General features: G+C 39.4%; 28 protein-coding genes and 1 pseudogene. 6 read left to right on the forward strand and 23 right to left on the reverse strand.

The window, feature by feature from the left end:
• Nucleotides 1-202: 202 nt before the first annotated feature.
• The 16 genes and pseudogenes from ACGTJS_RS01355 to ACGTJS_RS01430 all read right to left on the reverse strand — a co-directional run bounded on the left by ACGTJS_RS01355 (nt 203) and on the right by ACGTJS_RS01430 (nt 14,987).
• Nucleotides 203-964: a ComF family protein gene (locus ACGTJS_RS01355; RefSeq protein ID WP_410472589.1), complete on the reverse strand. Its 762-nt coding sequence runs from the start codon at nt 962-964 to the stop codon at nt 203-205.
• 17 nt (nt 965-981) lie between these two features.
• The gene (locus tag ACGTJS_RS01360; protein WP_410472590.1) at nt 982-2,295 is read right to left on the reverse strand and encodes a phospholipase A; all 1,314 of its coding nucleotides are present in this window, start codon (nt 2,293-2,295) and stop codon (nt 982-984) included.
• A gap of 201 nt (nt 2,296-2,496) precedes the next feature.
• Nucleotides 2,497-4,605, reverse strand: a complete 2,109-nt coding sequence (locus ACGTJS_RS01365; RefSeq protein WP_315042374.1) for a protein-disulfide reductase DsbD domain-containing protein — start codon at nt 4,603-4,605, stop codon at nt 2,497-2,499.
• A gap of 386 nt (nt 4,606-4,991) precedes the next feature.
• Nucleotides 4,992-5,450: pseudogene (gene gspG, locus ACGTJS_RS01370) on the reverse strand (type II secretion system major pseudopilin GspG).
• Between the two features lie 261 nt (nt 5,451-5,711).
• Complete coding sequence (locus ACGTJS_RS01375; protein WP_410472591.1) at nt 5,712-6,539, reverse strand: RNA-guided endonuclease InsQ/TnpB family protein; 828 nt, start codon at nt 6,537-6,539, stop codon at nt 5,712-5,714.
• Nucleotides 6,496-6,876 (reverse strand): helix-turn-helix domain-containing protein, encoded by a 381-nt coding sequence (locus ACGTJS_RS01380; protein ID WP_410472592.1) that lies wholly within the window; start codon nt 6,874-6,876, stop codon nt 6,496-6,498. The genes ACGTJS_RS01375 and ACGTJS_RS01380 overlap by 44 nt, the downstream gene beginning before the upstream one ends.
• Nucleotide 6,877: 1 nt before the next feature.
• On the reverse strand, nt 6,878-7,015 hold the full coding sequence (locus tag ACGTJS_RS01385) for a MerR family transcriptional regulator (RefSeq protein WP_410472593.1): 138 nt from the start codon (nt 7,013-7,015) through the stop codon (nt 6,878-6,880).
• Nucleotides 7,016-7,059: 44 nt separating this feature from the next.
• A complete protein-coding gene (locus ACGTJS_RS01390) occupies nt 7,060-7,248 on the reverse strand; it encodes a hypothetical protein (protein ID WP_410472594.1) in 189 nt (62 codons plus the stop codon).
• A 35-nt stretch (nt 7,249-7,283) separates the two neighbouring features.
• Entirely contained in the window at nt 7,284-7,484 is a 201-nt protein-coding gene (locus ACGTJS_RS01395) for a hypothetical protein (RefSeq protein WP_315041168.1), read from the reverse strand.
• A gap of 68 nt (nt 7,485-7,552) precedes the next feature.
• Complete coding sequence (eno, locus tag ACGTJS_RS01400) at nt 7,553-8,878, reverse strand: phosphopyruvate hydratase (RefSeq protein WP_410472595.1); 1,326 nt, start codon at nt 8,876-8,878, stop codon at nt 7,553-7,555.
• A 197-nt stretch (nt 8,879-9,075) separates the two neighbouring features.
• On the reverse strand, nt 9,076-10,470 hold the full coding sequence (locus ACGTJS_RS01405) for a sodium-dependent transporter (RefSeq protein ID WP_410472596.1): 1,395 nt from the start codon (nt 10,468-10,470) through the stop codon (nt 9,076-9,078).
• A 268-nt stretch (nt 10,471-10,738) separates the two neighbouring features.
• A complete protein-coding gene (locus ACGTJS_RS01410; RefSeq protein ID WP_315041175.1) occupies nt 10,739-12,052 on the reverse strand; it encodes an aminopeptidase P N-terminal domain-containing protein in 1,314 nt (437 codons plus the stop codon).
• A 175-nt stretch (nt 12,053-12,227) separates the two neighbouring features.
• Nucleotides 12,228-12,638 (reverse strand): type II toxin-antitoxin system VapC family toxin, encoded by a 411-nt coding sequence (locus tag ACGTJS_RS01415; RefSeq protein WP_315041177.1) that lies wholly within the window; start codon nt 12,636-12,638, stop codon nt 12,228-12,230.
• Nucleotides 12,635-12,910, reverse strand: a complete 276-nt coding sequence (locus tag ACGTJS_RS01420; RefSeq protein WP_410472597.1) for an antitoxin — start codon at nt 12,908-12,910, stop codon at nt 12,635-12,637. Before ACGTJS_RS01420 ends, ACGTJS_RS01415 begins: the two co-directional genes overlap by 4 nt.
• Before the next feature lie 58 nt (nt 12,911-12,968).
• Nucleotides 12,969-14,144, reverse strand: coding sequence for an acetylornithine deacetylase (gene argE, locus ACGTJS_RS01425; RefSeq protein WP_315041183.1), 1,176 nt, complete (start codon nt 14,142-14,144; stop codon nt 12,969-12,971).
• Nucleotides 14,145-14,240: 96 nt separating this feature from the next.
• Entirely contained in the window at nt 14,241-14,987 is a 747-nt protein-coding gene (locus ACGTJS_RS01430) for a UPF0149 family protein (protein WP_410472598.1), read from the reverse strand.
• 193 nt (nt 14,988-15,180) lie between these two features.
• Here ACGTJS_RS01430 and ACGTJS_RS01435 point away from each other — a divergent pair, with 193 nt between their 5' ends.
• On the forward strand, nt 15,181-15,588 hold the full coding sequence (locus tag ACGTJS_RS01435) for a hypothetical protein (protein ID WP_410472599.1): 408 nt from the start codon (nt 15,181-15,183) through the stop codon (nt 15,586-15,588).
• 54 nt (nt 15,589-15,642) lie between these two features.
• A complete protein-coding gene (locus ACGTJS_RS01440) occupies nt 15,643-15,921 on the forward strand; it encodes a cell division protein ZapA (protein ID WP_315041189.1) in 279 nt (92 codons plus the stop codon).
• Nucleotides 15,922-15,969: 48 nt separating this feature from the next.
• On the opposite strand, the gene ACGTJS_RS01445 is transcribed toward ACGTJS_RS01440, so the two are convergent.
• From ACGTJS_RS01445 to ACGTJS_RS01460, 4 genes are all read right to left on the reverse strand, one after another.
• On the reverse strand, nt 15,970-16,209 hold the full coding sequence (locus tag ACGTJS_RS01445) for a hypothetical protein (protein WP_315041191.1): 240 nt from the start codon (nt 16,207-16,209) through the stop codon (nt 15,970-15,972).
• A gap of 36 nt (nt 16,210-16,245) precedes the next feature.
• On the reverse strand, nt 16,246-16,860 hold the full coding sequence (locus ACGTJS_RS01450; RefSeq protein ID WP_315041193.1) for a sigma-70 family RNA polymerase sigma factor: 615 nt from the start codon (nt 16,858-16,860) through the stop codon (nt 16,246-16,248).
• Nucleotides 16,861-16,872: 12 nt separating this feature from the next.
• Nucleotides 16,873-17,937 (reverse strand): hypothetical protein, encoded by a 1,065-nt coding sequence (locus tag ACGTJS_RS01455; protein WP_315041196.1) that lies wholly within the window; start codon nt 17,935-17,937, stop codon nt 16,873-16,875.
• A gap of 243 nt (nt 17,938-18,180) precedes the next feature.
• The gene (locus tag ACGTJS_RS01460; protein ID WP_315041198.1) at nt 18,181-18,825 is read right to left on the reverse strand and encodes an OmpA family protein; all 645 of its coding nucleotides are present in this window, start codon (nt 18,823-18,825) and stop codon (nt 18,181-18,183) included.
• 256 nt (nt 18,826-19,081) lie between these two features.
• Here ACGTJS_RS01460 and ACGTJS_RS01465 point away from each other — a divergent pair, with 256 nt between their 5' ends.
• The 4 genes from ACGTJS_RS01465 (at nt 19,082) to minE (ending at nt 22,334) form a co-directional block, all read left to right on the forward strand.
• Nucleotides 19,082-20,110: a hypothetical protein gene (locus ACGTJS_RS01465; RefSeq protein WP_410472600.1), complete on the forward strand. Its 1,029-nt coding sequence runs from the start codon at nt 19,082-19,084 to the stop codon at nt 20,108-20,110.
• 96 nt (nt 20,111-20,206) lie between these two features.
• Complete coding sequence (gene minC, locus ACGTJS_RS01470) at nt 20,207-21,178, forward strand: septum site-determining protein MinC (RefSeq protein WP_410472601.1); 972 nt, start codon at nt 20,207-20,209, stop codon at nt 21,176-21,178.
• A gap of 64 nt (nt 21,179-21,242) precedes the next feature.
• Nucleotides 21,243-22,055, forward strand: a complete 813-nt coding sequence (minD, locus tag ACGTJS_RS01475; RefSeq protein WP_315041203.1) for a septum site-determining protein MinD — start codon at nt 21,243-21,245, stop codon at nt 22,053-22,055.
• 3 nt (nt 22,056-22,058) lie between these two features.
• Nucleotides 22,059-22,334, forward strand: coding sequence for a cell division topological specificity factor MinE (minE, locus tag ACGTJS_RS01480; protein WP_410472602.1), 276 nt, complete (start codon nt 22,059-22,061; stop codon nt 22,332-22,334).
• Between the two features lie 81 nt (nt 22,335-22,415).
• Here the strand turns inward: minE and ACGTJS_RS01485 are convergent, their stop codons facing one another.
• The 3 genes from ACGTJS_RS01485 to ACGTJS_RS01495 all read right to left on the reverse strand — a co-directional run bounded on the left by ACGTJS_RS01485 (nt 22,416) and on the right by ACGTJS_RS01495 (nt 24,702).
• On the reverse strand, nt 22,416-22,976 hold the full coding sequence (locus ACGTJS_RS01485) for a cytochrome b (protein ID WP_410472603.1): 561 nt from the start codon (nt 22,974-22,976) through the stop codon (nt 22,416-22,418).
• Nucleotides 22,977-23,070: 94 nt separating this feature from the next.
• Nucleotides 23,071-23,637, reverse strand: a complete 567-nt coding sequence (locus tag ACGTJS_RS01490) for a hypothetical protein (protein WP_410472604.1) — start codon at nt 23,635-23,637, stop codon at nt 23,071-23,073.
• Nucleotides 23,638-23,667: 30 nt separating this feature from the next.
• Nucleotides 23,668-24,702 carry a chemotaxis protein CheB gene (locus ACGTJS_RS01495; protein WP_315041212.1) on the reverse strand — a complete coding sequence of 345 codons (1,035 nt, stop codon included), beginning with the start codon at nt 24,700-24,702 and terminating at the stop codon, nt 23,668-23,670.
• Nucleotides 24,703-24,707 lie beyond the last annotated feature (5 nt).

Genomic DNA, 24,707 nt, shown 5'->3' on the forward strand with positions numbered 1-24,707 from the left:
ATATCCTTACAATTTTAAAAAAATAATATCTTTTAAAATGTATGCAAAAAATGTACCGTTTTTTTGGTTTTTTTAATATTTAAGTTAAATAAGTTTTATTAGGTAGGTTAGGATTTGCTGTTGTATCATTTGTGGCAGTTGGCTTAGTTCAATAATCATGATTTTTTCCTTAAACATTGTGGTGTTATTTCTATTATAACCATTAACCACGAGCGTGTAAAATCGCACGAGCATGAAGCCGATATTTTGGCGTAATCTGTGCTGATTGTTTGACCTGCTCACGCAAACTTTCAATTATGGCTTGCAAAGTCGCCCCAGTTGTTACCACATCATCAAACAAAATTAAGTTTTTCACCGTTGGTAACTGTTTAAAATAAAACGCCCCTTTCACATTTGACAAGCGTTCATCACGGCTTAAGCCTTGTTGATGTTGGCGTTCTTCCCGTTCAATTTGGTTAAAAATCGGAATTTGCCAATGAAAACTTAAATACGACATTAACAAATATAACGGGTCAAAACCCCTTTCTCTCAGGCGTTTTGTCGTGGTCGGCACGACGACAATCGCACTGTTAGAACCATCGCAATCGGCTGGCACATCAAGCTGACGAATGGCATGAACCAGCAACATCAACTGACGCAAATCATGATGATTTTTAAAATTTGTCATCACTTTGTCAAAAGGATAATGATAAAAACTGCTGGCAATACCTGTTAAACTGTGGGTATTTGATAAATGTAATTGGAAAGTGGACTGTTGCCAAGCAATCGTGTCATGACAATGTTCACACAAAAAATTGAATTGATTAAACCAATATTGATTAATTTTTGGATTGTTTTGTAAATTAGTCTGATAATTTAAACAAGGATAAATACCACAAAGCTGACAGCGATTGAGCATTTTGGCATGAAACAACAATGCCCCAGAAAATGGCAACTGCCACCAGCTTTTTGGCAAAATTAACAAGCTATGCCCCTTTTGGTTTACAGCCCTGAAAAATCGTTAAACATCAAACCGATACCGATATTGGTATCTTCGTGGTTGTAGTTTTGGATATTTTCGCCATAACCGTGAAATAGCTGAACGTAGGCTTTCATACCGCCACGAATCGGACGAGTGTAATCCACCTGAATTGCCCCTTTGCCCTCAATCGGATTGAACCGCACAAGACCGCCAACTGTGTCTTTGTTACTCAAAGGATACTGCCAACGCACATCGCCATAGCCCATATAATCGCCGATGTCTTTGTTGTCTTCGTGTTCTTTAAAGTTTGGGAAAATAAACCACACACGTGGCACAACGGTGAGTTTGCCCCACTCCATACCGCCAATCAGATAACCACGATTCCAAGAACGTGACAATGGGTCGGACTGACCGTTAGACTCATGCACCAAACCCACCCCAATCATACGCAAATCACCATTAAACGGCAAATCATACTTGGCAGGTTGGGTTACAAAAATCTCTGGTTGATAATCAGACACACGAAACGGACGAGATTCACTTTCGTTATACACTTGCCAATATGACTGCTGAGTATAACCAAACCACAAGTCGGCATTGGTATGGAACAAGTCTTCTACCATTTTGGTTTTGATTGACACTTGAAACTTGCTATCCACGTGTTGCAAATCTGGATAATTGTCTGGTACTGGCTGTGATGGTGAATGTGGCGTTTCGTTTGGACTTTTACTGGCAAAAATTGGCAAAACATAAGTTTGGTAATGCGGACGCAAAGTAAACACGCCTTTTGGGTCGTTACGGTCCAAATCGTACAATCTACTTAATGCCGAATAACTTTTGGTATCATCTTTTGTCACGCCAACTGCTTGCAAAATTTGTTTGTCTTGTTCTTTATTGTCAATTGTTTCTTGTGGTGGTGTGGCGATTGTTAGCGTTGGATTGGCTTTGATAGATTGTAACACCACATCTTTGTTTACTTCTACACGCTCACCAGTGACTAACACAGGGGCGACTTTGCCCTCTTCAATACTGGCGTTTACCGTTTTTGACAAATCCAGTGGCACTTTTTGGTTCAATGATGTATCACCTGCCAAAACTTTGTCATAACACGCCAAACGTGCAATATCTTCGCTTACTTTGGCACATTGCGACAGTTTTTCGTTATCAGAAACAAACACTTGTTGGGTAACATTGTCTAAAGTGGATTGTTCTGTTGTTGCTGTTTTTAACATCGCAGAATGAGCCGTCCCCATCATGATTGACAAGGTAGATAAGGCAAAAAAAGGCACTCGCACCAATGACGAACGAATAAAATGAGAAACAGAAACGACCATAAAAAGCCTTTAAAAATGTGTCATAAATAACCGCATATAGTAACACAAATGCCCCAAAAAAATAAGAATTTTGCAATAAAATTGGTATTTTTTTATTTTGAAATTTATAGTAAATTAAATCAAAAATCGGACAAATTTGTAGGGGCGTATTGCATACGCCCAAGATTCAATACGCCCCTTGCTCAATAATCAATCAAAATTTTAAAGTTTATTTAACACAGATTCAAAATCCGCTCGTTTGGTTTCGCCATTTTGACGTTCTGCTAATTTGCCATTTTGAAAATACAGCAACACAGGTGGTCCAAACACTTGCAATTGCTCATAAACTGCTTTACTATCAGGCGTATTCTCGGTTACATCTAATTTAACCACTTGCCATTTTGCCAAATTAGCAGGGGGATTGGCAAACAAAGTTTTTTCCATAATCCGACATTCAATGCACCATTCCGCCGTTACGTCCACCAACACATTCGGATATTGTTGTAATAATGGCTCAAGTTCAGCTAATTTGGTGATTTTAATCGGTTGTTTGATATTTTGATTAACTGATTGATTTTGTTGCATATTTTGTGAAGGATTTTCGGTTAAACCTTTTAACGGTTGCCAACTGTCTTGACTGCCTAACGCCACACCAATCATCAAAATCGCCGTCCACATCGCCAAAATCACCGCAATCGCCTTACTGAGCAGTTGCCCACGACCTTGCCAACTGTACGCCCACACAGCGACCACCGCAAACCACACCGCCCACAAAGCCAGCATAAAACTGCTGATAAACACTCGCTCAACCATGAGCAACGCCACGGCGAACATCATCAAGGCAAAGCCTGTTTTCACCCAGTTCATCCACTCGCCTGCTTTTGGCATAAAGTTACCCTGTGTCGCCCCAAGCAAAATCAACGGTGTGGACAAGCCCAAACCCAAAGCAAACAACGCCAAAAAGCCGATAATCGGATTGCCAACGGTTGCCACGCCTGCCAACGCCCCTGCAAGCGGTGCGGAAACGCAAGGCGACACGACCAAAGCCGAGAAAAATCCTGTGATAAAACTGCCTGTTACGCTACCAAGTTTATTTTCACCAACTTGGGTCAAACCTTGCAACTTCATGCTTAATTTTGCAGGCAAATGGATTGGCAACATATCAAGCATATATAAGCCTAATAACACAAACAATCCAGCAAAACTTAACAATATCACAGGGTTTTGCAACCAATTCATCACGCCAAGCGACTGACCAAATACGGCAATCAACGCACCGATTAAGCCATAACTTGTTGCCACGCCTAGACCGTAGCCACCTGTCAAAAGCAAGCCTTTTTTGGCAGTTGGGTTATGCTGACGAGCGACAATGTTGGCGACAATCGGCAACATCGGCAACACGCAAGGCGTAAACGCCAAGCCAAGTCCTGCCAAAAACAACAATACAATCGCCAAGCCTGTATGCTCTTGTAACCCAAAAATATCTTGATTTTGTGGCGTTAATTGCTTAGAAAAACCTGATTGATTATTTAGATTTTCTTGATTAACTGTGTTGTTAGCTAAAACAATCGGAGCGGTTGAACTTGCAACCACACTGCTAATTTCTGTATCCGTAGCCGTTGTACTTGCGACACCTGCAACATTTGCCGAACTTGCTATCGGTGCAGACGCTGATGTATTTGGCAAATTTTCTTTTTTATTGGGTTGAACAGCAGAAGCGATTATTTCTGATTTTTGAGAAATTTGTTCGGTTTTTTCAGATTTTTCCGTTAGTTTTTCACTAGTTTTTGTGGTTAATTTTTCAGTTGGTTTTTCGCTGTTGTTTTTAACATTTGCTGATAAATCTTTAATGGTAAAGGTCGTTTTTTCAGGCGGATAACATAGCCCTGCTTTGGCACAACCCTGCCATTTTACCGTTGCATTCGCCGTATTAATCGCCTTATCACTGCTTAAAGTCGTGGTGACGGTAAAGGTTTGTTCAAAAACAGGCACACGCCCAAAGTCTGGGTCATCAACAAAATTTGGCTCACTGCTAAATTTGAATGGACTTGCGGTAACGCCTTGCGGTAAATTAAGTTTCAACTTTTGTTGATAGGCATAATAGCCGTCTGCTACTTCAACACGAATGTGAATTTCGTTGCCTTTTTGGGTTGGAAATACTTGAAAGGCTTGATTAACAGGCAAAATTTTACTATTTTTATTAGACTGATTGCCAAACAAATCGCCAAGACCGACCGCATGGCTGATAGGTGTTGCCAGTGTTACAGCGACCATTAAGCCTGTAAGCGTGGTTTTTTTAACATTTTTTGTCAAAAAAGAAAAATACGACATTGTGTGTTCTCAATTTATCTGTGAATCATTTAGCATTAGTCTTTTTTTCTGCCAAAATCTTACAGCTTTTTGTATTTTTATTGATGACAGCATTGATTTATACCATTGCTGTATGCTGAATTGTATAATCGTGATGAGATAATGTATTAAAAATAAATGCGATAACCTGCACCTGTGTGAATGCGTAATTCGCTAACTGCTTCGCCAACAGGTTCTACATCACCAAAAAAACCATCATTTTCAATGCGGGCAATACGGTTTAATATCTTTGCTTTAATTTGTGGGTTTTTTAGTTTTTTTAATCATTTTTCAAATATTTCGGTATATTCCACACAATACACTGGCTCAATATCACTCATATTCATCTTTTGGTTTATCAATTATTTTTACAATTTGGCAAAAATATCTTTGTTGCTATCTTCGCCACCTTCGGCATTGTCCGCACCGAGTGAAAATAAGTCATAAGCACGCCCTTCCGTACCAGGGGCGACATATTGCAAGTCATTTTCCCAGCCGTCTTTTGGAAAACCGCCTTTGATATAGCCACCTTCAGGCTAGTTTTTTGCCCCTTGCGGTGGCGTTAAAAGTGCGTTTAAGCCTTCTTGCGTGGTTGGGTAGCGTCCATTGTCTACTTTAAACATATCAATGGCATTTGATGTGGTGGCAAGGGCGGTTTCGGTGGTTTTGACACGGGCTTTGTCGCTTTGTCCGACAACTTTTGGTACGACCAAACCTGCCATAATCGCTAGAATGACAATCACGACCATGACTTCAATTAAGGTAAAACCTGCTTGTTTGTTGATTTTTTGGGTGTTTTTTGACATATTTTTTCCATTAGATAGCATTAAATCGTATGTTATTTTAACAGAAAAATTGATGTTTTTGATAATTTTTGCTAAATAAATCCGTTGCTTAAGATTTTGGAAAAATTGATGGGGAAATGGCGTTTATGATGATAATAAAACCATTCCGAAAAACCTATCCAAATCTACCTATAGGCAAATTTAGCGTTTTCTTCCTACTTCACCGTTGTTTGCTCTTGTCATTTGACTTAAGACTTACATCAACTCCATAGGCTGACACGGTGGAACTCACCGCCAAAAATATTAGGTTGTTAAAACCTTAGTTGCATGATTTAGGATATTGATACTAGCGTTTATATCTCTATCATGCGTAATATGGCAATTTGGGCATTGCCAATTTCTCATACTAAGTAGCAAGTTATCCAATTTATAATTACAATTGTGGCAAGTTTTCGAACTGGGATAAAATCTATCTAATTCTTTCACTGTTTTGCCCCATTGGTTCGCTTTATAAATCAATTGTCGTTTAAACTCATAAAAACCTAAATCATTAATCGCACGGCTAAGTTTTTTATTCTTTACCATGCCTTTTACATTTAGGTTTTCAAGACAAATCACATCATAAGACTTAACAAGGCTTGTGGTTAGCTTGTGTAAAAAGTCTTTTCTGATATTGCTGATTTTAAAGTGTAGCCGTGATAGCTTGGTTTTTGCCTTTTCACGGTTTTTTGAGCCTTTTTGTTTTTTTGATAAACTTTTATTCAATCGTCTTAGTTGTTTGAGTTTGTTTTTTAATGGTTTTGGTGCTTGGATTTTTTCGCCATTTGACAAGGTGGCAAGGTCTGTAATGCCTAAATCAATACCAACTTGTTTGTCTGTTTTGGGTTGTGGTTTGATGATGTTTTGTAATTCAACGGCAACTGATACAAACCATTTACCGCCTTGTTTAAAGATTTTGGCAGATAGGATTTTGCCTGTGTGTCGCAGTTTTTCACGCATTCTAACAAGTCCAAGATTGGGGACTTTGATAAAAGGTTTGTTATTGATGTCAATAAGTTTAAATTGGTCGTTGGATAAGCTAAATCTGTCATTTACGCCTTTTTTTTCTAAATTGTGGGTATTTGCTTTCACCTTTAAAAAAGCGTTTGAATGCGTCTCCTAGTTGCATGATGGCAAGTTGTGGGCTGCATTTGGTTACTTCTAGCATAAAGGGGAATTGTTGTCTTTTTATGCTATTTAGTTGTTTTCTTAATTTGCCTTGTGATGGTTTGTTAAGTTTGGTTTCATCAATTTCTATGCTATTTGCTAAACATTCGTCACTGTATTTTTTGTCTTGTTCGTATTGGTTTTGCCATTCGGCTAACGCCCAGTTATAGGCAAGACGAGCCACACCGCAAGCCTTTGCAAAGTAGGTTGCTTGTTTATTCGTTGGGTCTAGGGCGATGATGTGTCCACGTATTAGGGTCATTCTAGTACTTATCGTAACGTCTGTGTCCTTTTGGCGTTCTTTGGGCAACAAGCATGCCACTTTTATCCCATCTGCGTAATGTTGAGACAGACACACCTAGTTGTTTTGATGCTTCGTTGATACTAATTAATCTGTTCATTTGGATATTGTAAAGTAGATTTGGTTAGATTTCAAGAGGCGGTTTCAAGCCCTAATCATATTGTTCATTTTTGCCATTTCTTGGGCATTATGCAAGTGTTGTTTGATAAGTTGCCAAACGTCGTCATTGTCTATCGCTTCAGTGGGTTGCGTGGTGATTTGAGATTGTTTTGATTGGTTTTGTTGTTGCAAACGTTTGATATATGGGTGAATACCACGAGTTGCACCGCTCATATCAAAATTTTTCTAATCTTCATAATCTTTGTCAATCATAATTGATATTCTCTAACTTGTTGTTTATTGGCTTTAAATCCAATAATTAACCTAATGCTATCTTCTTTAGTGATAGAGTTTTCGTCCAAAATAACACTACAACATTCTTCAAAACTTACTTGATGTGTTTGAATAACAAGTTTTGCTTTCTCATCATTATTCCATTCAAAAGTAATACCTGCAATTTTTACTATCACACAAAAATCTCTATCAACAAATTCTTAAATATAATATTAAGAATTTGTTGATATTTGTTATTCAAAAATTACGCTTTTGGATTTCTTAACCCAATAAACTCATCAGCCCCATGATAACTTGCCGTTACCATTTGCTCAATGCGTAACAATTGATTGTATTTCGCCACACGGTCAGAACGGCATAGCGAGCCTGTTTTGATTTGTCCTGCCGCTGTACCGACTGCCAAATCCGCAATCGTGCTATCTTCCGTTTCACCAGAACGGTGGCTAATCACAGTTGCATAGCCGTTTTGTTTTGCCAAATAAATCGCATCAAGCGTTTCTGACAACGTACCAATTTGGTTAAATTTAATCAAAATCGCATTACCGATATGTTTATCAATGCCTTCTTGCAAAATTTTTGGGTTGGTAACGAACAAATCATCACCGACTAACTGCACTTTATCGCCCAATTTTTTGGTCAAATACGCCCAGCCGTCCCAATCGCTTTCATCAAGACCATCTTCAATTGAGATAATCGGATATTGATTGGCAAGATTAGCAAGATAATCGGCAAACCCTTCAGATGTAAAGGCTTTGTTGCCTTCCCCTGCCAAAATGTACTGACCATCTTTGTAAAATTCTGATGATGCACAATCCAATGCCAAATAAATATCTTTACCTGCTTTGTAGCCTGCTTGTTCAATCGCTTGCAAAATCACGGTAATCGCTTCTTCGTTTGAACGTAAATTTGGAGCAAAACCGCCTTCATCGCCAACCGCTGTGTTTAAACCTTGTTTTTTCAACACAGATTTTAAGCTGTGGAATACTTCCGCACCCGCACGCAACGCTTCGCCAAAACTGCTAAAATTAATCGGCTCAATCATAAACTCTTGAATATCAACGGTATTATCGGCATGAGCACCACCGTTTAAAATATTCATCATCGGCACAGGCATAGACAACGAAGTTTGCCCACGCAAGTTAGCGATATATTGATGTAATGGCAATTTGTTTGATTGTGCCGCTGCACGAGCTGCCGCAAGCGATACGGCTAGGGTTGCATTTGCCCCTAGTTTTTCTTTGTTTTCTGTGCCGTCAAGTTCAATCAATTTGTTATCAATCGCTTGTTGCGCAGTTACGTCCATGTCCATTAGGGCAGAGCGGATTTCGCTATTGACGTTGGCAACGGCTTTTTTGACACCTTTACCCAGATAGCGAGATTTGTCGCCATCACGCAGTTCTAGGGCTTCACGAGAGCCTGTTGATGCACCACTTGGTGCGGATGCTCGTCCGATTGTGCCGTCTGCCAAAATCACGTCAGCTTCAATTGTCGGATTGCCACGAGAGTCTAGGATTTCACGAGCGACAATGTCAATAATTTGGTTGTTGGTGGTGGTTTCTTCTGCGTACATGGTGTTTTCCTTTTATGGATTAAAAACAAGAAAGCAATTATTTAAAAAATATCGCTATCATTATAATTTATATATAGAATTTGGTAAATGGTAAATTGTGAATTTGATACAAATAAAAAAACTCTTCACCATAATGATGAAAAGTTTTTTTGTTAAACAACATTTTGATAAAAAATTATTTGCTATTACTCAGTATTTTATCCCAACAACTCAGTTAAAAATACCGCCACAATGCCTATCGGTGCAATAAATTTGACGATAATTTGCCAGATTGACCACGCAGTATCTGACATCCCCAATTCGTCTTTGATAGCTTGTTGGTTCATAAACCAACCCATCAAAATAATCGTGCCTAAGCCTGTAATTGGCAACATGATTTTACTAGAAATATAGTCAAGTGCATCAAAAATACCTTGTGGAATTTCTTTTCCACCTTTGACAATGGTAAATACGGCAAAATCTTTTAATTCATTAAACGATAGCAACGCCAAAATACCCACCGCCCAAGTCGCTAACGCACCAACAATAGTACAGACTTTACGGCTCATTGGCGTTCTTTCTTCCAAAAACTCCACGATTGGCTCAAGGATAGAAATTGACGAAGTCAAAGCAGCAAAAGTTAAAAGCAAAAAGAACAATGTACCAACAACCACGCCAAAACCCATTTGTCCAAACGCAATCGGCAAGGTGACAAAAACCAAACCTGGCACTGCCGCAGGGTCAAGATTATTGCTAAACAAAATTGGGAAAATCGCCAGACCTGCCGCCAATGAAAAAATAATATCCCAAATAATTACCGTACGAGCGGTTGATAACAAATCTACATCTTCTTTAAGATAAGAGCCATAGCTTACCATAATTGCCATACCAAGCGATAAACAGAAAAACGCATGACCCAACGCCGCCATTAACACTTTACCCACGCCGACTTCTTGCATACGAGCCAAGTCAAATTTGAATAAAAACGCGACGCCTTTGGCAAACTCCATATTGACAGCATTGTAACCCACGATAAATAACAAAATAATCGCCAATGCAGGCATTAAGATTTTTGACGCTTTTTCAATACCTGATGATACACCATTGGCGATAATAAAGGCGGTTAAGCCCATAAAAATTGTATGCCAAATCGTCATTTCCATTGGGCTTGCCAACATATCGGTAAATATCGCCCCTGTCGCATCGCCATTTAGACCTGCAAACGCATTCATGCCAGCTTTTGCCGTATAGTTCAGCGACCAACCGCCAATCACACTATAAAACGACAAAATCATAAACGCCGCCAAAATCCCCGAATAGCCCAAAATACTCCACGCAGGGGACGTATTATTGGCAATCGCTGCTTTGCGAAAGCTTGCCGCAGGGTTGCTTTGACCACGACGACCAATCAGCCATTCGGTAACCAACACAGGAAAACCAATCAAAGCAATACTGATAATAAACACAATAACGAAAGCTGAACCACCGCTATCGCCCGTCATATAAGGGAACTTCCAAATACTACCCAAGCCGACAGCAGAACCAACCGCCGCCATCAAAAAGCCGATTTTTGAGCTCCATTGTGAATGAGAAGATTTATGTGATGCACTCATTCTTCACTCCTTGTAATATGTTAAATTTTTTTGAGAAATGTAAATAAACGCAAATTTTTGTATTTTTTTATTTCTCGGTATTCCAAATTGTAATGAAAGCCTTAACAAAGTCAAACTATCTTTTTTTAAATTTTGTTGGATAAAAATAAAAAACCCACGATTTTTAATTTTTTTTGTTAAAAATCATGGATTTATGCTTTTATAAGATTATATAAAATATTTTTTATAATCTATGAAATTTTATTTCATCAATTAAATTGGTTATTTTTTAATCAATTTTCATCAACGCTTCAATCTCTTCAACCGTTTTTGGCACATCACCTGTCAGTACCAACGGCTCACCATCGGTAATCACCACATCATCTTCAATACGAATGCCAATACCACGATATTTTTCTGGCACAAGTTCATTATCTTTGGCAAAATACAAGCCAGGTTCAACCGTAATCACCATGCCTTTTTGTAGTTTTCTTGGCTTGCCATCATCGCCGTTATACCGCCCTGCGTCATGCACATCAAGCCCTAGCCAATGCCCTGTACCGTGCATATAAAAAGGCGTGTAGGCTTTTTCTTCAATCAGTTTGTCCACATCGCCTGTCAAAATCCCTAAATCAATCAAACCTTGCGTTAAGATTTTTAAAGCCGTTTCGTGATGAATTTTGCCATGTTCGCCTACTTTTAGGCTGTTAATCGCTTCAATATTTGCTTTTAAAACAACGTTATACACTTGTTTTTGTACATCGCTAAATTTGCCATTCACAGGAAACGTGCGAGTAATATCGCCTGCGTAATGCTGATACTCCGCCCCTGCGTCAATCAACACCAAATCACCGTCATTGAGCGGTTGGTCGTTTTCCACATAGTGCAAAATGTTGGCGTTGTCGCCCCCTGCCACGATACTGTTATAAGACGGCACACAGCCGTATTGTGCAAAGGCGTAATTGACTTCGGCTTCAAGGCGACCTTCGTTCATCTCTGGTGCAACGGTTTTCATTGCTTGCACATGACCGTAGGCACTAATCTCGCCTGCCACTTTCATCAAGGCGATTTCATGTTCATCTTTTATCAGTCGCATTTCATTAATCAAACTGTCAATGTTGGTAATGGTTTCTACCACACCTTCGCCACGTTGTTTGAGTTTGGCTTGCTCTAGCCAACCGATTAAGTCGTTGTTAAAACGGGCAAAAACGTGTTTTTTGCCAAAAATTAGATTTGGCATTATCTCGTTAATGTCATCAATGGCGTGGCTTTCATCAACGTTAAAATCGGTTTTTGCATCGTCAAGCCCTACTCGTTTGCCGTCCCAAATTTCTCGTAATTTGTCTTTTTTTCGTAAAAATAGCGTGTATTTGACGGTATTGTTAAGTTTTTCTAATACCATTACTGATTCTGGCTCAACAAACCCTGTTAAATAAAAAAAGCTACTATCGGCTCGATATTTGTATTCGGCATCGTTATTGCGTATATGGGTGGGGGCGGTGTTTAAAATCGCAAGGCTATTGTTGGGCATTTGCTCGGCAAATTTAGCTCTGCGTTTGGCAAAGACGGATTGGGGTAATGGGGGTAATAATGTAATTTGCATTTTCATTCCTTAGAATTAATAGAGATTTTAATCGTTACTTAGGGGAAAAACTATCGCATATATACGTTGATTTTTTTCTCGTCCTTCTTTGGTCGTATTATCAGCAATCGGACGTTCAGTACCATAAGAGTTAATAGTGATATGATTTTCGTTGATACCATAGAAATCTTTATTTTCATTCGCTCACCCAATCTTCCACCGTCAAACCCACAATCCGCTCAAACTCTTTGACATTATGCGTTACCAACACCGCCCCAACCGCCAACGCATGACACGCAATCCACAAATCATTATTGCCAATCGGTGTGCCTTTTGCCTTTAATTGCAAAAATTGTTCGGCATAATGCTCGCTAATTTTGCCGTCCGTTGGATAAACCACATCAACAATTTGCATTAAATCGTCCAATAATGCCATTGATGCCTGTTTTTTTGTGCTATTGCCAATTCCTTTTAACAGTTCAGCATGAGTTACAAAAGACATTACCAATTTATGTTGCAAACTTAACGCATTGGCTCGTTTTGCGACAATTTTAGGCCTTTTTTTCATGATATAAATCAAAATATTGGTATCAAGCATATAAATCATAACGGCTCTCGCTCTTGCGGTGGCGACATATCACGGTCAGCAACTGCTTCAATAAAATCATCTGGAAAAGCAGATAATACTTCTAACAATAAATCGCCACGACTTTTTGCAATCGGCTTATCTTGTATTGGCTCAAGTAATAAGCCTTTTTCCGTTTGACTGATTTTGACTGTGTCGGTATCAAGGCGAAAACTCGCAGGAATACGCACGGCTTGACTATTACCACTTTTAAACACTTTGCTGATTTTTTGTTGGGAAGTTGCAATTTGCATCAAACGCTCCTTTTTTTGTATATACTTTTATTTTAACAAATAAAAAACATATATACAATTAACTTTTAACAATATCCATCAAAAACTTCTCACATTTTTCCAACTGCTCAAGGCTCACAAATTCATTGGCTTTATGGGCTTGAGCAATATCGCCACAACCACAAATCACCGTTGGAATGCCCGCATTGGTAAACTGTCCACCTTCGGTCGCATACGCCACTTTATGACGCATTTTTTCATCAACCAAATTTTCAATCAACACTTGCAAGACAATGCTGTCGTCATCATTCATTGCAGGAACGTTGCAGTCTTGGTGAAGTTCGGCAAAACAAGCGTTATCAACCGCTTGCATTTTTTGGTTAAGTGATTGAATAAACTCGCGAATTGGCAAAATCACGCTCTCGGTGCAAACGTGGGGCAAGTTGCGAAAATCAAAAGTAAATTCGCACAAATTCGGCACAACATTGGTCGCCGTTCCGCCGTTAATCGTCCCCACCGACAAGGTAGAAAACGGCACATCAAACGCCAAATCTTGTTCTTCATGTTGCAGTTTTTCGGCAAGATCATCAATAAAATTGATAATTTTGCTCGCATAACTAATCGCATTCACGCCCTGCGGCGTCAAAGACGAATGGGCGGATTTGCCATGCACTCGGCAATGATAAACTTGAATACCCTTGTGAGCCGTTACCATTTTCATCATGGTCGGCTCGCCAACGATACAATAATCAGGTTTTATGCCTTGCTGTTGCAAGTCGTCAAGCAATAACGGCATACCTAAACAGCCGATTTCTTCGTCAAATGACAAGGCAAAATGAATGGGATTTGTTAAGTTATTTTCATTAGACTGTTTAACGATACTTGGCAAAATCGCAAGACAACAAGCAATAAAACCTTTCATATCGCACGCCCCACGCCCATACAATTTGCCGTCTTTAATCGTGGCACTAAATGGGTCGCTATCCCACACTTGCCCATCAACAGGCACAACATCTGTATGTCCAGAAAAGACAAATCCGCCATTGAAAATCGCTTGTCCGCTGTTGGTTGCAGGGACGGTTACAAAAAGATTGGCTTTTGTTTGGTCGTTGTTAAAGGTTAATCGTGGGGATAGGTTGAGCGATTGGCAAAAGTTTTTGACATAGTGGATTAACTCAAGGTTTGAGTATCGGCTTGTGGTGTCAAAGCTGATGAGTTTTTTGAGCCAATCAATTGTATTATTTGGATAGGTCATTTAATTTTCCATTTAATCATATTTTATGATGTATGTAGTATATAGGGTGGGTTACGCTATCGCTAACCCACCCTACACCACTTTTAACATTAAAAACTAAGACGGTTTTTTCCCACTCATGGCATCAATCACCATATTGGTAACAAAATCATCATTACTATCTTTCTCACTTTCCCACGCCAACTCATCATCTTGCAATTGCTCAATAAAATCCAAATGCTCTTCATCGACTTCGGTTTTACCTACAGGACGGTTCATCGCAAAACCCACTATCAAAGGCAATTTCGCAAGCGATTTACGCACACGCCCACCCGCCACACTCACAGGTATCATACGCACAAACTCCAACAGCTCCATATACTCAATTTCGCCTTCTGGATTATTGTTGCCTTGCAAACTTTCATCAAACTCATTAATGCGTAACGCACCGATTTTTGCCAAATCGTTAAACAACACATTTTCTTCTGGTCGCAGTCCGCTATCGGTTACGCCAAAGCCTGTCAAAAAGCCATTCGCCCAATTTTTTAACGCCATTAACCGCTCGTACAAAGCGTGTTCATCATCAGGCAACAACGGCATAAACTGATAACTGTCTTCGTCATCGGTCAAAGTCGCTACCAAATCTTCGGCTTCTTCCGCCAAAAACTCAAGCATACTTGGCTCAAATTCGGTAAAACTTAACTCGCTAAACAACGTTTGCCAAAGCTGTTGCTCGCTAGCTTTTGGGGCATCGCACACAGACAAAACGCCTGTCAAAATGCCGTGTAATTCGCTTAAAGAAATATCTTGCCAATCCGCAAAATTTTCATGCCAATCTTGCCAACCCGATAAATAATCGTCCATTTTTTGCACCTTTTGTCGCATTTAGTTTGTAAAAAAATGTTAAATTTTCATAAAATAGCAGAAAATTTAACAAGAATACTAGCCTTTATAGGGGTAATTGTGGCATTATTAAAGGTTGAAAGCAATGTTCATTTTTTGCAATTTTTCACCCAATTTTAACCCCATTTTGTAAAACCAATTAGTAGACACGATTATGAGCAATTTACTCTCACAACTGACACAATTGCAAACCGCAATTGCCAAATTAACCGAAAAATGCCAATTTGTCACCAGTGAATTGGCACGTTTAAAAGCCCAACCCAGTATTAGTAACGAACAAATGTCCGAAGTTCAGTCAGAATTGGAACAAACCCAACAACGCATTGAAAACCTTGAACAACTAATTGCCGAACAAGAACAAAACCATGCTGAGCTAGAATCTCGTTATCAATCGCTCTCCGATTCGCACAGCGTTCTAGGCAATGAGTACGAACAAGCCCAAGCCAAAATTGACGAATTAAGCCTTGCCAATCAAAAATTGATTGAAAAAAACCAAGTCGCCGCCGAGCATACCAAATTGGTATTAGAGCGACTGGCTAAAATTGACAACGAAGATAATTAACCGAATATAACCAACACATCATTCACAAATAATTCACAAATTTTAGGAAAAAATATGTCAAATAAAGTAGATATTTTAATCAATGGGCGTAATTATGCGATTAACTGCCCAGACGGTGAAGAGCCTGCCTTAGAGCGTGCATCTAACTACATTAATCATTTTATCCAAGAAGTTCGCCGTTATAGTCCGCAACTGCCCCACGAAGAGTTGTTGGTGCTGTGTGCTTTGACTTTGTTTGAACAGACTGAAAGCTTAAAAAACCACCAAGAAACCGAAAACCAAGCCAACGAAATGATTGAAAAAATGGTACAAGATATCAAAAATTTGGTGTAATCCTTTGGCTATTTTTAGCAAAAAAAGCCTTATACAACAAGGCTTTTTTTATGGGCGTTTGTGAATGTTGGTTATGTTTTGATATTTGTGTTTGGCAATCATACGGCTTAACTTTTTGTCATTTTGATAAAACTGCTCACATTCTTTGCACATTTTCCGATGGGCGTATAATTGCAAGCGTTCGGCTTTGTTTAAAGGCTGTTCGTGCGACAGGCTGATTTTGGCAGTCGCTTGTTCACAGTCATAGGTCAGTTTTTGGATAATGGCGGTATTAATTTTTTTTAACATTTTTTATCAGTTATTTTTAATGATTTTTTTCAGTGATTAGTTTTCTGAAAACCAATGAATTGATAAACATTTTTGCAGTCTTAGTCTAGCTCGGTGCATTAATACATAAAAATTTTGGCTAGAAATCGCCATTTCTTGACAAATTTCTTCGGTACTTAGTTCAATATATTCTCGCATCAAAAACGCCCTTGCCTGCTCGCTTGGCAAATTTTGCAAACACGCTTCCATCACTTGCCAAAAGTCATCTTGATAGGCGTGATTTTCTGGATTTTCCCAACTATTATCAAAGCTGATAATCGGCGAATCCACTTGCCAATGTCCAATTTCATCAAATAATGTTTGTAAAATTTCATCATGGCTTTGTTCATCATTGCCAAAGTCCGATAACTTGACATATTTTTGGTTTTGGCGAATGTGGTCGGCGATTTTATTTTTTAAAATGGCAAAAACCCATGTTTTAAATGCCGAATTGCCTTTAAAATTGTCAATATATTTAAACGCATTAACAAAAGTTTCTTGTACCACGTCTTCGGCAGACGTGTCATCACGCAACTGATTTTTGGCAAAATTCAACATCTGTCCATAAACCGATTGAATAAATTCATCGGTCAAATGTGGGTTTTGAGACTGAACGTTGGAAAAATTTGTCATCATTACCACCAGTTATACCCAACCACGATTGTGCAAAATGCGTTTGATTTGGGCGTAAATCACAGGGGCGGATACCAAGCCTGCCAAGCCAAACGTGGATTCTAGTACGAGCATAAACAGCAACAATTCCCATGCCGTTGCACGGATTTTTGTACCGATGATTTGGGCGTTCAAAAAATATTCTAATTTGTGAATACCGACCAACCAAGTCAGCGACAAAAGGCTCACCATCAAGCCATGCGTCAAACTCAAGGTTACAATCATCACATTAGAAAATAGATTGCCGACCACAGGCACAAGCCCCGCAAAAAATGTAATCAGCACGACCGTCCAGGGCATTGGCAATGGGTGTCCAATCATCGGCAAAATACCAAGCAAATAAACGGACGTTAAAACCGTGTTAATCGCAGAAATTTTGACTTGAGCAAAAAACACATCACTAAAACCTGTAATCAACTCATCAAACCGCATACGCATATGACGGATAAAGGGTTTTTCAGTGGGGGCAATCGCTGGCGGAATTTGTAATGCCATAATCGCCCCAATCGCAATCCCTACCACCACATAGCCCAAGCCACGCAAGGTATGCACGCCCAACGTTTGTAACTGTGTCGCATGCTCTTTGGCAGTGTCAAAAATAAAGTCTTTAAAATCATTGACCGAAATCGGCAGATACTGCGAAATAGACCACGGCAACAAGGTGTGCAACTGCTCCACCACACCCATCAGTTGTTCAAGCAGTTTATTTAACACACCGATATTGGCTTTTGATACAACCCAATCGCCAAACAGATAAATCAATAAGCTGATAATCGCCACGATAATAACGATGGCTAACAATTCGGCTCGGTTTTTGTGGTGAAAAATGCCAAAAAAAGTCGGCATTTGCTTGCTTGTGCGGATACTGTGGGCAATCGCTCGGGTAAACGCATAAGTAATCAATCCTGAAAACAGTACCAAAGTCAAATGTAACCATAACACAGGCAACCAGACCAAAAAAACAGGGCTGATGGCTAATAAAAAAGTTTTTAGACTGGGTAAAATATCGTGATTGGGCGGTGGTAATGCGTTGGTCATTTTGTCAGTTTATTCGGTTTATTTGGTTGTCAATTTTGGGTATTTTTTATTTTTTGGTGCGGTTTTTGCTTGGCAATTTTAACATACAAATGCTACTATCGCATGACAATTTTTTGTGCTTTTTGCAAAAAATTTTGCTTAAAAATATCGCCAAAAATTTATCAGCAAACATAAAAAACCCAACTCACATAAGAATTGGGTTTTTTATTATTTTGTCTGTAATTTTAAATGATGAATTTAAAATTAGTTCATGCTTTGTGGTGCTAAAATTGTCATTTCTACACGGCGGTTAGCTTCGTATGAAGAACCAAATTGTGATGTTGCACCACGACCGTACGCACTGATACGCATTGGCGATACACCACGTTGTGCTAAGTAGCTCGCAACGGCTTGTGCACGATTTTCTGACAAAGTTTGGTTAAATGCTGGGTTGCCTTCAACTGACGCATAACCATTTACCACAACGTTTGATTGGTTGTATTGGCTGATGGTGCTTGCCATTTGGTTTAATGTGTTATAAAAAGCAGGTTTGATAGTTGCTTGTGCTACATCAAAAGTAATCGCTTCTGGAATAGCTAGGTTGATGTTGTTAGTAACTGGGTCTCTAGTTACTTCAATACCTGTGCCAGCAGTTTGTTGTCTTAGTTTGGCTTCTTGTTGTTGCATATAGTAGCCAACGCCAGCACCCAATGCCGCACCAATCGCTGCATCACGACCTGTTTTTTCGCCACCAGTAGCCTTAGAAATAGCCGCACCGCCCAATGCACCGCCCAATGCACCCAATACCGCTTTGTTGTTTGCAACTGTACCCATTGTGCCGTTTGTGCTTGCACAACCTGTTAAGATAACACCTGATGCCAATGCAACTGATAATAATTTGGTACGCATGATAAATTCCTCATAAAAGTGAATGATAAATATAAAATCAATGCTCTTTTATTTATAAATGTTAAAAATTGACTTTATATCTGTTGCGATTATTATGCACCAATTTTGGCAAAATTGTGTAATAAATTGTCAATAGTTATGTAATATTTGGTTAAATTGTTACAAAATATTTTTAACATTGCCTATTTTTTTGTAACAAAATATTGGTTAAACTATGGTTTTATTTTTTAAATTTTAACAAATCATTGAGTTTTTTATGCCAAACGACCAAAGCCTACAACAAATCGTCCGTTCTCGCCCAAAAATGCTATACGATTTTTTTATGATTGCATTTATCAGTTTGGACTTGTTAATTTTGACCATTGACAGTCTGTTGATGAGTAATTTTATGGCATATGTTGGCAATTGGGCAGGTTTTGGTGGTTGGCTGTTGCATTATCAAAGTAATATTCACCCACAATTAAAATTTGTCGGTGGCTTGTTTACCATGTTTTTGGTGGCAGAATTGATAGTGCGTTGGGGCATTGCCATTGTCAACAAAAGCCATTATCGTTGGTTCTTTTTTCCCTTTGTGCATTGGTATGAAGTGCTGGGCTGTTTTCCGCAGTTGCGTGCGTTACGCTTGCTTCGTGTGGTGGTGATTGGTTATCGTTTGCACAAAATTGGCAAACAAGTGTTGCCAAAAAGTTGGTTAAAAACCTTAAAATTTTATTATCATGTGGTGTTAGAAGAGATTTCTGACCGTGTGATTATCATGGCGATTGACAATATTCGTGCCGAGCTTGCCAATACGGACGGGCATTTGGTACAAAATATCATTGACCGCCACCGAGATGAGATTGAAACGGTGATTATAGAGTTGTTGCAACAAGAAGTACCCCCCCTACTCCAAGCCACGCCAAACGCACCGCCTGCTTTTATCGTGCCGATTGCCGAACAAGTCAGCGTTGCGGTTGAACAAGCCATCACCCAAACGCCAGAATTGCACCGATTACTGCGGTTGATACCGATTGCAGGCGGTATGATTGAAGACCAAATCGTCAATATTAGCCAAAAAATTGGCAAAAATATCACGCTTAACACCGCTCAACATCTGACCCAAACTGATAATTTAAACCAAATTTATCACGAAATTGCCAAAGGCGTGTCGCAAGTAGATACTACAAGCGAAACCTTAGAAAAACTGGTAAGCTCCATCATTCACGAAAGCCTTACCGCCATTGCCGAACAAGTCAAAATCCAGCAGTGGAAAGCCCACGCCAATTCGCCAGATTTGGTGCATTGATATTACATGAATGTTGCATGAATTTTGATAAGATTTTTTGGCAAAATTTTGTTAAAATTGAGCGTATTTTTTATTTTATAAACAACAAGGCAAATTATGACCGATACCGACAAAGAAAACCAAAACAAAGAAAGCCAAGAAAATCAACAAGATAACGAAAAACCAACTATCCCAACAACTGTCAAACTGACAGGGCGTATGCTTAATTTTACCCGTTTACAATTGCAAGGCGATGAGATTGACAGTGTTTTAAACAAAGTTTCTGAAAAATTGGGTAAAAAATTAGACAGCAAATTGCTTGTGGTGGTGAGTTTTGACAGTGATATTAAATTGACAAAACTTTGGCAAGGCTTGTGGGACTTAGGATTACAACCGATTGGCATTATTCCAAAAAATGACGAGCAACAACAACAAGCTGTTGATAACAATATCGCTATTTTTCCTGCCGATGGACAACGCATTGATGGTAAAAGCAAAGATGGCAAAAGCAAAAACGTGGTTGTCCAAAAATCATCTGACGAACCCCAAAAATCAGACGACAAGCCCAATGACAACACCGACAACAAACCTAATGAACAATCGGCTGAGGTCAATACCGAAACATCAGATAATCAAGAAAAACAAAGCGATTTAACAGCACAAACAACCGATATTTTGACAAATGAAAATCAAAATAACGATGAACCATCAAACAAACTGAATATCTCGCCAGATACCGATTACACCCAAAATGTGGAGGGCGACTTGGTTTATCATCAAATCGTCCGCTCTGGACAAAGCATTAACCATGTCGGTGGCGATGTGATTTTAACAAAAGGCATCAACGCAGGGGCGGAAGCCATCACCGACTACAGCCTACACATCTATGGCAAAGCCGAAGGGCGACTGGTCGCAGGGGCAACGGGCGACAAAAATGCACGAATTTTTTGTTTAAAATTTAATCCATCTTTGGTATCGGTCGCGGGGACGTATTGTTTGAAAGAAAACATTCCCACAGAGCTGTTGAACAAAGCGGTTGAAGTCAGTTTTGCTGATGAACAAGGCTTGGTATTTAGTTTGATGGAATAAATCAAAATGTTGTGTTAAAATAGTAAAATTTTATTAAGATTTATTTAAAATGGAGTAAATAGCAGTGGCAAAAATTGTCGTGGTAACTTCTGGAAAAGGCGGTGTTGGTAAAACAACAACGAGTGCATCATTCGCAACTGGCTTGGCATTGCGTGGCTACAAAACCGTTGTCATTGATTTTGACGTAGGTTTGCGTAATCTTGACTTGATTATGGGCTGTGAAAACCGTATCGTGTATGACTTTGTTGATGTCATTACAGGCAATGCTCGTCTGTCGCAAGCCCTTGTTAAAGACAAACAACTCAACAACTTGTTTATCTTACCAGCGAGCCAAACTCGTGATAAAGACGCTTTGACCGATGAAGGCGTTGCCGAAGTGATTGAAGAGTTGTCAAAACAATTTGACTATATCGTTTGCGACTCGCCTGCAGGGATTGAGCGTGGGGCTCAACTTGCCATGTATCATGCTGATGAAGCGATTATCGTTACCAATCCTGAAATTTCATCAGTGCGAGATTCTGACCGTATTATCGGCATTTTGCAAAGCCGTACCAAAAAAGTAGAAGACGGCACAGGCACAGTGCGTGAGCATTTGGTGATTAACCGTTATAACGCCGAACGTGCCGAACGTGGCGAAATGATGGACATTAACAGTATTTCAAACGATATCTTAAAAGTGCCACTGTTGGGCGTGATTCCTGAAAGCGATAGCGTGCTAGAAGCGTCAAACCAAGGCGTGCCTGTGGTGCTAGACAAAGAATCTCGTGCAGGTCAATGTTATGATGACATGATTGCACGTTTTTTGGGTGAAGAACGTCCCTATCGCCATATTGACGTGAAAAAGAAAAGCTTCTTGCAACGTTGGTTTGGGGGCTAATCCATGAAAAAAAGTTTTTGGAGTAGCCTATTTGGCACAGAACAAAAGTCAAAGAGTGCCAATACCGCAGCCGAACGTTTAAAGGTGATTGTCGCAAGCGAAAACCGTCTACAAGACCGCTTAACACCAGAACGCATTGAAAAAATGAAACGTGAAATTTTGGCAGTGGTGAATAATTATGTATCAGGCGTGCAGATTGATGATGTCAATGTGCAACATCATACCGAAGCCAATATGGAAGTGTTGGAACTTAATATCAGTTTGCCTGAACGCCGATAAATGTATCAAATCCACCATACAAAACCATAAAAAAGGGCATATACAAAACGCCCTTTTTTTAATTTTTTTTAACAATGTCAATTACAACATACGTTTTATCAAATTGTCTTTTTGGATAAATTGGTGGTACAACGCCCCAACAATATGCAATCCTGTAAAAGTCAATAACAATGTCCAAATCAGACCCTTATGAAACCCCATCAAACTGCGTGATAAATCTCGGTTTTCTGCCAAAAAGCTCGGAATTTCAAACAAACCAAAAAAATCCACACCATTGCCACGCAACATTGTCGCACACCATGCTGTCAAAGGCATCGCCAAAATTAATACATATAACAATAAATGGGTTAAATGGGCAATTCCTGTTTGCCATTTTGGCATGGGCGTTGATGGTGGCACTTTTTTGAGTGTCATAGCACGGTTAATCAAACGAGCAATCACCCAAAATAACACGCTTAAACCAAAAGCTTTATGCAAAGTGATATAAGTGTCATCAACCGCATTTTCGTCCATTTGTATCATAACCCACGTGATGATGAGTAATAGCACACTGCCCCAGTGAAAAATACGAGTGGCGACTGCCCATTTTGGGTTGGCAGTAGTTAACGGTTGCGGTCGTTCATGGTTGGCATATAGCGACATAATCTGATTTTCCTTTATTCGGCTCATTTGATTGAATGATAAGTTAATTTAACTTAAAGATAAGGGTTGTTATTATGCCACAAATTGACAATCATTAGCTATCCAAATCAACAAGAAAATGCGACATTTTATCCAAATCTGGAATCACACACATTTCATCGTCAAACATCACAGGTTGAAAAATATAGTCTTGCTCGGTTGGTTGATAGGCTGCCGGTTGATTACTCGCCAACTGTTCGGCTTGTCGTTGTTTTTGTAGGGCTTCTTGTTCTAGGATATGCGGATATTGCACGCTTAAAGTTTTACGATATGTCGTGTCATCAATGTCTTTTAAATCAGAAATACACACCGAATGAAAACTGACATCACCTTGAATTTGCAAGCCGACACGGTGTACATCGGTGATACTTTCTAATACTACGATAAATTCTGCTTGTTCACTTTTTGGCAATAAATGATATACAGAAACATCTTGACCACGCCACAAAAAGTTCCAAATACGGTCATGATAAGGCTCAATCGCCAAAATCAAATCCTGTGGTACAATCCAATCTGGTGCACCAATCACAGGAATTTTTGCAATGTTAAGCTGTCCTTTGGTTACACTTAACATACCAATGTGTTCATCTTGGGTTAAAATTTTAATCAGACTTTTTGCCATAAAGATGTCTCTTATTGTTTTGCCAATTTGTTAAAAATTTAGATTGGGCGCTTGATAGCTGTGTGGATTTGGGGCTAACAAAATCGGTCTGCCATCAGGCAAACAACGTCTTTTGCACAAGCTTACGAGGGCTTCTGCCAACTGTTTTGGCGAGGCAATATAATCCACCAATCCTGTGTTAATCATATGCTGTGGTTGGCTTTGGCATTCGCTACTTTCAAGGCTTTGTGCCCAAATCAGACTGCCGTTTCGTTTTACCAAAGTTGCAACATCGCTACCATCATCGCCCATACCCGAAAAAATAATACTCATAAAATGATTGCCAAACGCATTGCTACAACTGGTTAATAGTTGGCTAATAGATGGCTGATACGCCCCTTGCCAGCCTTGTTTTTGTAGAATAATACGTCCGTTAGAATCAAATACCACCGATTTTTCCACAGGTACAATCAAACATCTACCTGCCAACAATTTTTGGGTATTATAAATCACATCACAGCGCCAATTGTTTTGACGGGTCAAAATGCGTGGCAGTGTGGATAGGGTTTCGGCGTTAAAATGTTGTGCCAAAATCAACGCCAAAGGCAAATTATTGGGCAAATGGTCCAATAGTTCTTTGACTGCCATCGGTCCGCCCATAGAGGCACCGAGTAGTACCACATATTTCCACGTCAATACATCAGCAGATTTGCCACGATGTTGTATCAAGTCATCACGGTTTAGACTGTTTGCGATTTTTCTTTTTAGTTTTCTTTGCCATTTTTCGTAGGGTTGACCTGCGTTGATGTAAGGCGATGGCGTAAAGCCTATCAACACTGTTTTTGGTTTGATTTTGGCATCTATGTCAATTTGTTCTTCAAGATATTGAATAATTTCAAAATCTCTTTCGGTATCCACAAGCCACACATCAGCATAGGTGCTAAAATGTTTTTGCGAAAGTTGGTTAACACTGATACAGTCTACCACTTCCATGCCCCATGCCAAAATCGTATCACTAAACGCCATACGTTGCTGTTGGCTTTCAGCAATCACAATAAAGCGTAACGGCTGGTCTGTATCCTGCATGATAA

This window comes from Faucicola mancuniensis (genome assembly GCF_046523945.1).
Classification (GTDB): domain Bacteria; phylum Pseudomonadota; class Gammaproteobacteria; order Pseudomonadales; family Moraxellaceae; genus Faucicola; species Faucicola mancuniensis.

Bases quoted from the DNA above. Each gene is read 5' to 3' on its own strand.
- ACGTJS_RS01360 (WP_410472590.1), bottom strand. From the start codon at position 2,295: ATGGTCGTTTCTGTTTCTCATTTTATTCGTTCGTCATTGGTGCGAGTG.
- ACGTJS_RS01365 (WP_315042374.1), bottom strand. From the start codon at position 4,605: ATGTCGTATTTTTCTTTTTTGACAAAAAATGTTAAAAAAACCACGCTT.
- ACGTJS_RS01380 (WP_410472592.1), bottom strand. From the start codon at position 6,876: ATGACCCTAATACGTGGACACATCATCGCCCTAGACCCAACGAATAAA.
- ACGTJS_RS01385 (WP_410472593.1), bottom strand. From the start codon at position 7,015: ATGAACAGATTAATTAGTATCAACGAAGCATCAAAACAACTAGGTGTG.
- ACGTJS_RS01390 (WP_410472594.1), bottom strand. From the start codon at position 7,248: ATGAGCGGTGCAACTCGTGGTATTCACCCATATATCAAACGTTTGCAA.
- eno (WP_410472595.1), bottom strand. From the start codon at position 8,878: ATGTACGCAGAAGAAACCACCACCAACAACCAAATTATTGACATTGTC.
- ACGTJS_RS01405 (WP_410472596.1), bottom strand. From the start codon at position 10,470: ATGAGTGCATCACATAAATCTTCTCATTCACAATGGAGCTCAAAAATC.
- ACGTJS_RS01410 (WP_315041175.1), bottom strand. From the start codon at position 12,052: ATGCAAATTACATTATTACCCCCATTACCCCAATCCGTCTTTGCCAAA.
- ACGTJS_RS01415 (WP_315041177.1), bottom strand. From the start codon at position 12,638: ATGATTTATATGCTTGATACCAATATTTTGATTTATATCATGAAAAAA.
- ACGTJS_RS01420 (WP_410472597.1), bottom strand. From the start codon at position 12,910: ATGCAAATTGCAACTTCCCAACAAAAAATCAGCAAAGTGTTTAAAAGT.
- argE (WP_315041183.1), bottom strand. From the start codon at position 14,144: ATGACCTATCCAAATAATACAATTGATTGGCTCAAAAAACTCATCAGC.
- ACGTJS_RS01430 (WP_410472598.1), bottom strand. From the start codon at position 14,987: ATGGACGATTATTTATCGGGTTGGCAAGATTGGCATGAAAATTTTGCG.
- ACGTJS_RS01435 (WP_410472599.1), top strand. From the start codon at position 15,181: ATGAGCAATTTACTCTCACAACTGACACAATTGCAAACCGCAATTGCC.
- ACGTJS_RS01440 (WP_315041189.1), top strand. From the start codon at position 15,643: ATGTCAAATAAAGTAGATATTTTAATCAATGGGCGTAATTATGCGATT.
- ACGTJS_RS01445 (WP_315041191.1), bottom strand. From the start codon at position 16,209: ATGTTAAAAAAAATTAATACCGCCATTATCCAAAAACTGACCTATGAC.
- ACGTJS_RS01450 (WP_315041193.1), bottom strand. From the start codon at position 16,860: ATGACAAATTTTTCCAACGTTCAGTCTCAAAACCCACATTTGACCGAT.
- ACGTJS_RS01455 (WP_315041196.1), bottom strand. From the start codon at position 17,937: ATGACCAACGCATTACCACCGCCCAATCACGATATTTTACCCAGTCTA.
- ACGTJS_RS01460 (WP_315041198.1), bottom strand. From the start codon at position 18,825: ATGCGTACCAAATTATTATCAGTTGCATTGGCATCAGGTGTTATCTTA.
- ACGTJS_RS01465 (WP_410472600.1), top strand. From the start codon at position 19,082: ATGCCAAACGACCAAAGCCTACAACAAATCGTCCGTTCTCGCCCAAAA.
- minC (WP_410472601.1), top strand. From the start codon at position 20,207: ATGACCGATACCGACAAAGAAAACCAAAACAAAGAAAGCCAAGAAAAT.
- minE (WP_410472602.1), top strand. From the start codon at position 22,059: ATGAAAAAAAGTTTTTGGAGTAGCCTATTTGGCACAGAACAAAAGTCA.
- ACGTJS_RS01485 (WP_410472603.1), bottom strand. From the start codon at position 22,976: ATGTCGCTATATGCCAACCATGAACGACCGCAACCGTTAACTACTGCC.
- ACGTJS_RS01490 (WP_410472604.1), bottom strand. From the start codon at position 23,637: ATGGCAAAAAGTCTGATTAAAATTTTAACCCAAGATGAACACATTGGT.
- ACGTJS_RS01495 (WP_315041212.1), bottom strand. From the start codon at position 24,702: ATGCAGGATACAGACCAGCCGTTACGCTTTATTGTGATTGCTGAAAGC.